The organism is Paraburkholderia sp. (assembly GCF_034668105.1).
GTDB lineage: Bacteria > Pseudomonadota > Gammaproteobacteria > Burkholderiales > Burkholderiaceae > Paraburkholderia.
The window spans coordinates 1-9,348 of record NZ_JAXDPY010000337.1; the positions used below are offsets into that span (position 1 = coordinate 1).

General features: G+C 60.5%; 10 protein-coding genes. 6 read left to right on the forward strand and 4 right to left on the reverse strand.

The window, feature by feature from the left end:
• Positions 1–399: 399 nt before the first annotated feature.
• Positions 400–561 (forward strand): DUF1328 domain-containing protein, encoded by a 162-nt coding sequence (locus tag QOC89_RS15390; protein ID WP_007182451.1) that lies wholly within the window; start codon positions 400–402, stop codon positions 559–561.
• Between the two features lie 261 nt (positions 562–822).
• Here the strand turns inward: QOC89_RS15390 and QOC89_RS15395 are convergent, their stop codons facing one another.
• Positions 823–1,452 carry a GNAT family N-acetyltransferase gene (locus tag QOC89_RS15395; protein WP_323045793.1) on the reverse strand — a complete coding sequence of 210 codons (630 nt, stop codon included), beginning with the start codon at positions 1,450–1,452 and terminating at the stop codon, positions 823–825.
• A gap of 100 nt (positions 1,453–1,552) precedes the next feature.
• On the reverse strand, positions 1,553–2,455 hold the full coding sequence (locus QOC89_RS15400; RefSeq protein WP_323045794.1) for a LysR substrate-binding domain-containing protein: 903 nt from the start codon (positions 2,453–2,455) through the stop codon (positions 1,553–1,555).
• 102 nt (positions 2,456–2,557) lie between these two features.
• Between QOC89_RS15400 and QOC89_RS15405 the strand changes: the two genes are divergently transcribed.
• On the forward strand, positions 2,558–3,448 hold the full coding sequence (locus QOC89_RS15405) for an EamA family transporter (RefSeq protein ID WP_323045795.1): 891 nt from the start codon (positions 2,558–2,560) through the stop codon (positions 3,446–3,448).
• Between the two features lie 73 nt (positions 3,449–3,521).
• Here the strand turns inward: QOC89_RS15405 and rfbC are convergent, their stop codons facing one another.
• A complete protein-coding gene (gene rfbC, locus QOC89_RS15410) occupies positions 3,522–4,073 on the reverse strand; it encodes a dTDP-4-dehydrorhamnose 3,5-epimerase (RefSeq protein ID WP_323045796.1) in 552 nt (183 codons plus the stop codon).
• Positions 4,074–4,229: 156 nt separating this feature from the next.
• Complete coding sequence (locus tag QOC89_RS15415; protein WP_323045797.1) at positions 4,230–5,225, reverse strand: GlxA family transcriptional regulator; 996 nt, start codon at positions 5,223–5,225, stop codon at positions 4,230–4,232.
• A 763-nt stretch (positions 5,226–5,988) separates the two neighbouring features.
• Between QOC89_RS15415 and QOC89_RS15420 the strand changes: the two genes are divergently transcribed.
• The 4 genes from QOC89_RS15420 (at position 5,989) to QOC89_RS15435 (ending at position 8,967) form a co-directional block, all read left to right on the forward strand.
• A complete protein-coding gene (locus QOC89_RS15420; protein WP_323045798.1) occupies positions 5,989–6,363 on the forward strand; it encodes a hypothetical protein in 375 nt (124 codons plus the stop codon).
• 348 nt (positions 6,364–6,711) lie between these two features.
• On the forward strand, positions 6,712–7,635 hold the full coding sequence (locus tag QOC89_RS15425; RefSeq protein WP_323045799.1) for a LysR family transcriptional regulator: 924 nt from the start codon (positions 6,712–6,714) through the stop codon (positions 7,633–7,635).
• Positions 7,636–7,650: 15 nt separating this feature from the next.
• Positions 7,651–8,325, forward strand: coding sequence for a response regulator transcription factor (locus QOC89_RS15430; protein ID WP_323045800.1), 675 nt, complete (start codon positions 7,651–7,653; stop codon positions 8,323–8,325).
• Positions 8,326–8,658: 333 nt separating this feature from the next.
• The gene (locus tag QOC89_RS15435; RefSeq protein WP_323045801.1) at positions 8,659–8,967 is read left to right on the forward strand and encodes a DUF4148 domain-containing protein; all 309 of its coding nucleotides are present in this window, start codon (positions 8,659–8,661) and stop codon (positions 8,965–8,967) included.
• The last annotated feature ends 381 nt before the right edge of the window (positions 8,968–9,348 follow it).

Here is a 9,348-nt window from a genome sequence, read left to right on the forward strand (position 1 = left end):
TTCTGTTCCTGAGTCATGGCGGACTCCTTGCGGTTTGCTGTTTGCATTGTCGCTCCGGGCTACGCCCATCGCGCCAGCGCAAACAGCACGAGAAACCGACCACTGTCAGATTTAGTAAAGTTCAATAAACGTTAGCGAAGGGATGAAAGCTCGGGGTGCCGTTTTTTTCTTCGACAGCGGCGGCAAAGAGAAGTAAGTGCCCGGCCCGCACAGGGGCGACGCTAATAGACCAATATCAATTCAAGGAAAGGCCAACGCCGTAGGCGAACAAACAACCCAGCCCCCCGGGCACACCTATTGCTTCATATCGCTCGCCGGCAAAAAACCGTCAAAGCACGCTGTGCCCACAACGAGCCGCCGTTTTTATTTCACTCCAGCAATCCATCGGTGGGAGGCCCCATGCTTCGATACGCTGCAATCTTTTTCATCATCGCGATCATCGCCGCGGTATTCGGCTTCGGCGGCATTGCCGCGGGCGCAACGGAAATCGCCAAGGTCCTGTTCTTCATCTTCGTGGTGATCTTCCTCGTCACCTTGCTGATGGGCGTGATGCGACGCTAACCACCGCATCCACCGAAGCAAGAAGAAACATCCACCCCGGCACGAGGACCAGCAACTCGTTGCAATACTTGCCACACGGTATTGCAATAGTTGCTGCCCACGCCGGGGTTTTTACCGCACAACCCCGTACGTCGCCCGTCTCCACATCCGCAGCGCATCGCAGCACTGACGCCCGATTACCTCAAGCACCCCAATAACAATCAGAAACCTAGAAGCCGCAAACTCAGCACCTCAAGCACGCTAGCGCACAAGAAACACTCGTCATGCAGCACGCGCAATCCTCGCCGGCACCGTCAATCGATGCGACCAGTTAGCGAGCGTTCGCGTCACCACCGGCGGCTTGCTCAGGATCGCGCTGTCGTATCGCTTGCCATCGAAGCGTGTGAAATCGACGATCCGAAACCCCTGCCCTCTGTAAAACGCAATCAGGTGCGCGGCCGGTCGCGGCGTATCGAGCGCGAGCTCCGCATAACCGCGCGTCGCGGCCCAATGATCGGCAAATGCGATCAACAAGGTACCAATGCCCCGTGCCTGCCACATGGGCTCCACGCCGAACTGACGCAAACTGGCGATATCGTCGCGACGATACAACTCGCAGGTTGAATCACGATCCGGCGCATACAGCGTCATCGTGCCGACAATGCGTCCGCCGCACACCGCAACGTAACAATCGCCCCGCGTCGCGCGTGAACGTGTCGTCTCCACCGTTTGATCCACACAGGTGCAATTCAACCCCATCGTGCCGAGCCGTGTGAAAGCCCGATGCAACAGCGCAGTCAACGCAACATACGAATCGCGCGACGGATCGAACCGGCGCAGTTCGACACGGCCAATGCCGTGACACAGGTAGTCGATACGGACGGATTGCTGCGTCGTTGCAGGTCGCTTCACGTTGAGCACCTCGCGCTATCAAGATGCACGGAGTGTAGGTTTCCCGCGTAAGCGTCTCAAGAAAAAATGTCGTAAAAACTCACATGGGACGGGCTGCCAGTTATCCCGTGCACAACACAGCCGGCTCATCCTTCCGTAACCCGAGATGCAATTCCTCGCAAAGAAACGTCTGCAACGTCTGCATGGCCGCCGCCTGGGCGCCGGAAACCGAACGCATGAAAAGCCCGAAATCGGCGGTGGGCGCAGCGGGCAATCCATCGGCCTGACCGAGCACGCGCATCGACTCCGGACGGATGTTGCCGTCGAGCAGCACCGACACACCAAGCCCCGCTTCCACCGCCGACTGCACCGCCGGCAAACTGGTGCTGGTGCACACAATGCGCCACGCAATCCCCGCGCGCCGCAGCGCCGTCAATACCTGCTGCTGCCACAAGCACGCGCCGCCGAACGCAACCACCGGCAACGCCGCGTCACCGTCGCGGCTAAACCCACGAGCGCCGACCCAGAAGAGCGGCTGCGTCCACGTCAGCAGCGGCACCGAGTCGACCAGTGCGGGGTCGCCCACCACCACGTCGAGGCTCCCATCCGCAAGCCGGCTCGACAACGCCGGACTGGTATCGACAACGATCTCCAGCGCCACCTGCGGATAAGCAATTGAAAAACGCCGCAGCGCGCGCGGCAGCCGGCCGACTGCGATGTCTTCCAGCATGCCGAGCCGCACTGTGCCGGACACCTGTCCCGCGCTCAACGCGCGCCGTGCATCGGCGCCCGCGCCGAGGATCGTATGGGCGAACGGCAGCAGCAGATGTCCCGCTTCAGTGAGTTGCACACCGCGCGGCGAGCGGTCCAGCAATCGGCACCCCAGTTCTTCCTCGAGCCGGCGCAATTGCATGCTCACCGCCGCCTGGGTCCGCGCAAGCCGCACGGCCGCCACACCGATGGCGCCGGTCTCCGCCACCGTCACGAACGCACGCAGCAGACTGCTGTCGAGATCTCGGGTCATCACGTTCCCTGAAGTGGCCATAAGAAATATCAACTAATCTTAATACCGCCCTTCCCGATAAGATAGCGATCAACGAACTCGAAAGGCGGGACCGAGGCCACAATGCAGGACACCACTATCAAACCGGCGCTGGATTCCGCGCCAACACCCGCGAAGCCCGCCGGCGCGGCAGCGAGCGCAGCGCTCCTATGCGTGCTGTCGATGTCGAGCGTGCAGTTCGGCGCCGCGCTCTCCGCGCCGACAATGGCGGCATATGGCTCGCTCAGCACCACCTGGTTGCGTCTTTGCTGGGCGGCCGTAGTGCTTGCACTGCTGGTGCGCCCGCGTTTGTTCACCTACTCGCGCTCGCATTGGCTTGCGGCCGGTGCATTGGGCACGGCAATGGCCGGTATGACGCTGTGCTTTTTCGCAGCGCTTCAGCGGATTCCACTGGGGCTTGCCGTCGCGATCGACTTTCTGGGGCCGCTTTCCGTAGCGACTTTCTCGGTGCGGCGCGTGCGCGCGCTACTGTGGCCGGCATTGGCGATTGCCGGCGTGCTGTTGCTCTCGCGCGATCGCGCGGGCTGGATCGGCGAACCGCTTGGCGTACTGCTCGCGTTCGGGGCCGCGCTCGGCTGGGGCAGCTATATCGTCTTGATGAAAAAGACCGGCACCGTGTTCGTGGGACTCGAAGGATTGTCGGTGTCGTTGCTCGCCGCGGCGTTGGTTGCCACGCCATTCGGCCTCGCACAAAGCGGCATCCATATCGCGGCAGGTCAGATCGCCGCCACCGCGGGTCTCGCAGTGCTGGTTCCGTTGTTACCCTACGCGCTGGAAATGGTGGCATTGCGGCACATGCCGGCCGCATCGTTCGGGATACTGATGAGTGCCGAACCCGCGATCGGCGCGTTGGCCGGCTTCGCGGTGCTGCATCAACCCATGGGTGTCCTGCAGATCGCAGGCACGCTACTGGTGGTCGCCGCGAGTGTGGGTGCCGTGATGGCAACGCGCTGAACGGCGCTCGATCGCCGCCGGTGCGCCGGGCGATCTGCAAGCGGCGCCGAAAGGGACGGCGCAGGTGTGACGCTCAGGCGATATTCTCCGCTTCGTAGAGACGCCGGCCCGCTGCGTCCTTTGCGCCGAGGATCGGCTCGACCTCGATAGGCCACTCGATGCCGATATCAGGGTCGCGCCACAAGATGCAGCGCTCGAGTTCCGGGAACCAGTATTCGGTGGTCTTCCAGAGGCATTCCGCGACCTCGGACAGCACGACGAAACCGTGCGCAAAACCCGGCGGCACCCATACCTGCCGATGATTGTCCGCGCTCAGATGGGCACTGCTCCACTTGCCGAAGGTCGGCGAATTGAGCCGCACGTCCACGGCAACGTCGAATACTTCGCCCACTACCACGCGCACGAGCCGGCCTTGCGGACGCTGCACCTGATAGTGCAATCCGCGCAACACGCCACGTACTGCCCGCAAATGACGGTCTTGCACGAAAGTGAAGCCGTGCGAAACGTCGTCGGTAAACTCATCCGCGCTGAAACTCTCGAAGCAGAAGCCGAATTCGTCGCAAAACACCTCGGGCTCGATGAGTTTCACCTCTGGCAATGCGGTCGCCATTACCTTGTTGCCCATGGCCACTGTGCTCGTAAGAAGCCTGCGCGGAGAAAACACGGCCGGTGATGAACGCGCCGCTGCACACGATATTACGCGCGGCGCCACGCACGTCGCTGCGCACGTACCCGTTCACGCAGAGGTGTTGCCGTGTGTACGGCGCAGCGCTGCCCTTGCTTACGCTTCGGTCGCCACCCGGCTGCGCGCGCGATATTCGGTGGGCGACAACGCCATGCGCTTGCGGAATATCTTCGCGAGGCGATCACCGTTGCCGGTACCGCTGCGGCGCGCGATCTTGTCGACCGGCAGTTCGGTTTCCGTCAGGAAATTGCAGGCAATCCGCAACCGCACCTGCAACAGGTAGTCGGACGGCGTGACCTGCATTTCATGCTTGAAGCGCCGCAGGAAATTCCGCTCGCTCATCGCCGCAACCTGGGCGGCGTCGGCAACCGACACCGGACGATCGCAGTTCGCTTCCATCCAGCGCGCGGCGGCACGGATTTTCTCGGCGACGCTGAGCGTGCCACCTTCAGCGGGCAGCGGCACCCATGTAGCGGCCATGCCTGGCATCACCCGATCCGCGACGCTGCGCGCGAGCTCCGCGCCAAGGTCACGCTTGATGAACATCAACGCGCTGCGCGCACAGTCGTTACGATCATTGGCGGCGCTGCGAGTGGGATCGATCGCGGCGCTGCCCAGATAGCGGTTCACCTGCAGGCCGTCATGCTCCGCGGGCCCCGCCGCCTCCAGCACGAGACGGCCTTCACCGATCGTCTCGATCGCGCGGGTACGCGTTTGCACCGATCGCAGCCAGCCGAGCAGCCGCTCGTCGAGCGCGGCCTCGTGTGCGCCGTATCCGCCTGCGATGAACAGCACGTCGAAACCGCTGCTGTAACGTGGGTCGATACGGTCCGTCCAGATTCGCGCCAATGACGAACTCGCGACGCTGCCGCCGTCCATCGACAGAAACTGCACTTCGTAAGGCGGTTCTTCGCCGGCCCGTGAACCCGAGAGTTCGTTGGCGGTCTGGAACATCTCGACCACCGTGCCAGGCCCGAGCAGCCAGAAACCGTCGAACAGCAACACGCCGATTCGCCGCGCTGCAGTACGCACGTTGAGTGTGGGCGTGTGTAACCAGGTAATCCTCGCAGTATCCAGGTGCATGTGCGGCATGATGTTTCCCCAAACTGTCGTACGTTGTGGACCCCGCTGCCCCGTCGGCGGGCCGATATGGTCGAATTTAATCAGGCGGGTGAAAACCGCTGGCAACGCCGCTTAACGGATTATGCGTGATGTTAGCTGAATGCTTCGCTATAGTAAATTTGAAAAACAAATCCACATCGAGAAATGGAATGTATGAAGAAAACCATTATTATGTGTTTCATATGACTGCCGGTATATGCCCGCACAGCACCATCGATCATACCGGAAAGGCACGGGTCGCGGTGCCTGAAAAGCTTATACGCAATAGCTTTCAAGCCTACGGCACCGGTGTTTCGAGTCATCGCGGATCGCCCTGTTTTGGCGTATCGATTAGCCGCGAGAGCATCAGAAAGTGTTTCAAACATGAACTTCGAACCTCGCAAATAATGAACGTTCAATCCCGCTTTTATTCGCAAACCGGGAATTTACTGACAGTGTCAATGTGGTGCACCGCACACTTACCGAAATATTGCCGATTAAGTATTACCCGACGAAATACTTAATCGACTAAAAACGTTTCTTATTTGAAACATCAGGCTTCTTTTACATATGACTTAATGCCCAGCCCGCTTGCTGCACGCCAGCAAACCTCAGACGATTTCGCGCTGCACCATAAATCATGCCGGCCTGCCTTCCTAAACAAAGTTTCATCCCTGGATCGTGCTCTTTAAGACTTGGTTAAGAGAGGCGGCGCCATAATTTGGGCACCGTGAGAGCTGGAAGGAGCAGAGAAATGTCGCGCCCCATGAGCATTGAGAAAGTCAACGAGTATGGACACAACGCGGTTCGCATCGCCATCGAGGACAGTGCGGTACTGCTCGAAGTAGCCGACCTGGACGCCGTGATCGAACACCTCAGCGTGCTGCGCGCCACGATGCGCCCGGAAGTGCCCAAGGAGCCGCTGCGCACGCATCAGTATGTAATCGAAATCGATCCGTGCTGGCACACTGAAAAGCATCCGCTGCATGATGGCGCCGTGCTGTTTCTGAGGCATTCCGGTCTGGGCTGGGCGGGCTTCGCGCTCCCTACCCAGAGTCTCGCCAGGCTGCATCAGGCGTTGACACAGCAACTGGAAGCATCGCTCGAAGTCCACGGCATGCTCAACTGATCAGCCGGATCGGTGCAATTGCAAACGCGGGGCACGCCTGTTGCGTTTCGTGCATGGCTGCCTTTCAGATTGCAGGCGCACTTCGCGGCGCCCCGCACCTATACTTCTTTCGCCGCGTCACAGCGGTTACTTTCATTCAGGTCATTTCCGAAAGCGCGGCTCCGGCCGCGCTCTTTTTTTGAGCGTCGCCCCGCTTTGCCCTGGTTCGCGATCGTAATCGACTTCCAGGCTCGCGCCATATAGATCGCGAACATGGCACAAAATTAAAAAAGACTTAATGCGCGTGGCAGTGCGGTGTTAGCCGCGATCGCCGATGATGGACCCATCGTCCTTCTCTACTGCCCCAACATGAACCAGCTACAAGCGATGCGTGTCTTCACGCGAGTGGTCGATCTCGCCAGCTTCAATCTTGCGGCGAGACAGTTAGGTATGTCGGCCGCGGCGGTCACGCGCAGCGTCGGCACCCTGGAAGCGCATCTGAATATGCGCTTGCTGAACCGCACCACGCGCAGTCTTTCGCTGACCGATGTGGGCCGCGAGTACCTTGACGGTTGCCGCGCGATCATCGAGAAGCTCGATGAAATGGAATCGAACCTGCTCGAGACAACGCGCGATCCTCAAGGCACGCTGCGGATCGCCACGCCCATGACGTTCGCGGCCGCCGGGCTGGGTGCCTTGCTCGCTGCCTATCGCACGCTGCATCCACGCGTGGATTTCGACGTCACCACGTTCGATACGCCCATCGATCTGGTGGAAGGCGGCTTCGACGTATGTTTCTCCGACGACCGGCGCGTTGCCAACACCTCGCTGGTCAGCCGCACGCTCACCAGCATCGATGAAATCACGGTCGCCTCGCCTGCCTATCTGGCGCGTCACGGCACCCCTCGCGATCCGGCGGCGCTGAACCGTCATGGCCTGCTGAGCGTCTCCGACGGTGCGTCGCGCATCTGGGAGTTCGCGGACGCCGACGGCGTCTACCGTGTCAACACCGGCAGCGCGCTGAACGCCACGAGCAGCGCGATGGTGCGCGTGGCCGCGCTCAACCATATGGGTATCGCGTTGCTGCCGCAGCCGATCATTGCCGACGATCTCATGCAAGGCTTGCTCGTGCCGGTGCTGGAACAGTTCAAAATCAACGGCGGCCCGCGCCAGACGTCGATTCTTTACTCCGGACGCAATTACCTGTCGATGCGCGTGCGCAGTTTCATCGACTTCGCGGTCAGTCAATATCGCACACCGGATCGCGCGGTTGCACTGCGGGCGGTGGCCTGAACTGGCTCGCGCATCATGCCCAGAATATTGACGATCGAAGATGACGAGTTGATCGCACACGACATCGTGCGCACACTCAGCGCGAGCGGTTTCTCCGTCGATGTGGCGCGCACCGGCCGCGAAGGCATGGCGAAAGTCATGGCGGGCGACTACGACGTCGTCACGCTCGACCGCATGCTGCCCGATCTCGACGGCCTGACCATCGTGGCGACCATGCGGGGTGTCGGCATGGAAACACCGGTGCTGGTGATGAGCGCGCTGTCCGATGTCGATCAGCGCATTCAAGGCCTGCGCGCCGGCGGCGACGACTATCTGACCAAGCCATTCTCGCCCGAGGAAATGTTCGCGCGCGTCGAGGTGCTGTTGCGCCGCCGGCCACGTCACGCCAAAGCTGAAACGCTGCTGCGCGCCGGCGCGCTGGAACTTGATCTGGTGCGCCGCAAAGTCACCCACCAGGAGCGCGAACTCGATCTGCAGCCCACCGAATTTCGCGTGCTCGAATTCATGATGCGCCACGCCGGCCAGGTACTCACGCGCACGATGATTTTCGAAGCTGTGTGGGGCTGCCGCTTCGATCCCGGCACCAACCTGATCGATGTGCACATAGGCCGCTTGCGCAAGAAAGTCGAGATGCCCGGCGAACGGCCATTGATTCGCACGATTCGCGGCTCAGGCTATCTGCTCGGCTGACGCGGCCAATGCGGTAAAAAAACGTCGCTGGTTCAACGCCGGCGACGTTTGCGTTTCAAGCAGGCCGGCAGCGCCTTGCTGTGGACTTGCGACGAGCTTGCATCACTCAGATCCGATGCCGCACGGCCAATGCCACACCTGCCTGCCGATCGCTCGACGAAGCCGCCAGCGAATAGATCGACGCGTTGCCGACGTTCCGACAGATAAATATCTTTTCATGCGTAGATCACTGATCCGCTAAAGCCAGGTGACTATCCTCTTATCAACCGATTCACGAATGCATTGCGATTTGCGCATCGGCTCCGTCCAATTTTATCTGTGAGGATTACGAACATGAAATCTCTGACATTTGCCATCGCTTTTATTGGCGCAATCGCAACGGCTTCCGCATTCGCTCAATCGACCACGGCGCCGGCGCCGGCGCAACAGAATGCGACGACGACGCAAGTGGCGCAGAACAGCAGCGCTGCGATCAGTAGTGCAGGATCGTGGGTGCCGCCTTACGGTCAGGGCACCGGCGAGAAAACGCGCGCGCAGGTCTATCAGGAACTGGTGCGTGCGGAGAAGGCGACGCCATCCAACACCGGCGCCGACAACTGTGTCGGCCCAGTGAGTTTCTGCAATATCTATTTTGGTTCGTAGACAAAAAATGAGCGCCTGCGGCGGTGGGGTTTTCTTGATCTGGCTGTTTGGCTTTTCCTTGAATTGGTATTGGTCTATTAGCGTTGCCCCTGTGCGGGGCGGCACTTGGGACTGGCTCTTTGGCCTTTCCTTGATTTCTTAGTGGTCTATTAGCGTTGCCCCTGTGCGGGGCGGCACTTACTTTCTTTGCCGCCGCAAAGAAAGATAAGCAAAGAAAGCGGCTCACACCGCCAGCTCATAAGCGGGTCCCCCGCACAGTCGCGGTAGTGGTACATCTGGAATCAGTGCCCTCGCACATTCGACGCCAGTGACCAGGCAGTCATACTTCCCGCCTCGCACTTCGTGCGCGCCGGAAGGGTCCATTAAGAACCCGTGGCCTCG

Excerpts from the sequence above, each read along its gene's own strand:
- rfbC (WP_323045796.1), bottom strand. The coding sequence starts at position 4,073 with ATGGGCAACAAGGTAATGGCGACCGCATTGCCAGAGGTGAAACTCATC.
- QOC89_RS15405 (WP_323045795.1), top strand. The coding sequence starts at position 2,558 with ATGCAGGACACCACTATCAAACCGGCGCTGGATTCCGCGCCAACACCC.
- QOC89_RS15415 (WP_323045797.1), bottom strand. The coding sequence starts at position 5,225 with ATGCCGCACATGCACCTGGATACTGCGAGGATTACCTGGTTACACACG.
- QOC89_RS15430 (WP_323045800.1), top strand. The coding sequence starts at position 7,651 with ATGCCCAGAATATTGACGATCGAAGATGACGAGTTGATCGCACACGAC.
- QOC89_RS15390 (WP_007182451.1), top strand. The coding sequence starts at position 400 with ATGCTTCGATACGCTGCAATCTTTTTCATCATCGCGATCATCGCCGCG.
- QOC89_RS15420 (WP_323045798.1), top strand. The coding sequence starts at position 5,989 with ATGTCGCGCCCCATGAGCATTGAGAAAGTCAACGAGTATGGACACAAC.
- QOC89_RS15400 (WP_323045794.1), bottom strand. The coding sequence starts at position 2,455 with ATGACCCGAGATCTCGACAGCAGTCTGCTGCGTGCGTTCGTGACGGTG.
- QOC89_RS15425 (WP_323045799.1), top strand. The coding sequence starts at position 6,712 with ATGAACCAGCTACAAGCGATGCGTGTCTTCACGCGAGTGGTCGATCTC.
- QOC89_RS15435 (WP_323045801.1), top strand. The coding sequence starts at position 8,659 with ATGAAATCTCTGACATTTGCCATCGCTTTTATTGGCGCAATCGCAACG.